Consider the following 1,327-nt stretch of genomic DNA (forward strand, 5'->3'; position numbering starts at 1 on the left):
CGAGCCGCTGTCCGCGGCAATGTAAGAAAGGGAAATCGTCTTGCTGCCAGGGACGCCGTCTATTTCACGGCCCCAGCGAAGACCTGCCATGCGGTAAGCCGCATTCTTTCTCCCAAATCCTTCATGATTGAAATGCGTCACGATGTAGTCGCCGACCGCATCCCACTTCCCGCCCAGATGAATATCCGCGCCCGCGCCATACATCGACGCCTTGAGCCCCTCAGAAGGAGCAAGGATCCCCTTCATCGTGCCCGTATCCTTCCAGTAAAACGCAGAAAGCTCAGAGCCATTCGCCGCGCGCCCTGCAATCCTTGCGTACCAGGACTCCATCTCGGACTTGCCGCCATAGAAATACTGTCCCCACATCGCGTGGACCGACTGCGGATAACCGATGCCGGCCTGAAGGGAAAACGAATCCGTCCCCGTTTCAAAAGTCAGCCCGTCATACGCCGCATCCGGATCCCAGAAGAAACCCGCCTGATCCAGACGGATCCCCTGGCGCCCTGCCGTGATGGCACTATTCTTTCCCATCTTCCAGCAGACATTCGCCCGGTCAAACTTCACATCTTCGTCGCCCGTCTCGCCAAAACTCATGAGCGTCGTCATGCGTCCGTTCACCGTCACCTTCGGAGCCACTTCTGCCTTCGAAGAAATACGCAAACGCGCATCTTCGTAACTCGACATGTCCCCGGCACGATGATGGATATCCTTCTCCGGATCAGCCACGCCCTCCAGAAGATCGAAGAAACGCAGACAGTAATCCCCGCTCCAGGAAATATTTCCCTGCTGCTTCTCCAGATTTCTTACACGCACGCCAAGAGACGAGAGCTCGCCGCCATACTCCTCGGCAAGTTTCTCGGTCATTCTTCTGTCTCTATCGCTGAGCTGATCTTCCTTCGCAAGAAGACGAGCCGTGATCTGTGCCCTCTCATAACGAGTCACATTTCGCTCCCCGCGGAACATCCCGTCCGGATACCCGGAAACGACCCCTTCCTCCGACAACTCCGAAACAGCCTGATACGCCCAGTCATCCGGCGTAACGTCTGCGAAGGGGTTCGCAGCCAAAGACACCGCGCCCATCATCGTAAGCGGCAAAAGCGCCGCCAGCCATTTCCTCTCCATCATACCCTCCGAACCATTAGTGAAAATCCCACTGATTTTCCACCCTATTTTTCCAGTATAATGCAATATCCGCTTAATGAGCAGATACAACTTTTAAGAAAATTGAAATCTTTTCGTTAGAAATGGAAAAGAGGGACGGTTTGCTCGTTTTCCCGAGCACAGCTAATACTCGCCTTCCCAGACGGGGAAGGTGCCCGAAGGGCGG

Annotated in this window: 1 protein-coding gene; it reads right to left on the reverse strand. The window is 55.1% G+C overall.

Translation table 11 applies throughout. The features are described 5' to 3' along the window. A partial coding sequence (locus M3200_RS06720; protein ID WP_288178201.1) for an S-layer homology domain-containing protein occupies positions 1-1,125 on the reverse strand: 1,125 nt, incomplete at its 3' end. Positions 1,126-1,327 lie beyond the last annotated feature (202 nt).

It is taken from the genome of Dialister sp. CAG:357 (assembly GCF_000435155.1).
GTDB lineage: Bacteria > Bacillota > Negativicutes > Veillonellales > Dialisteraceae > Dialister > Dialister hominis.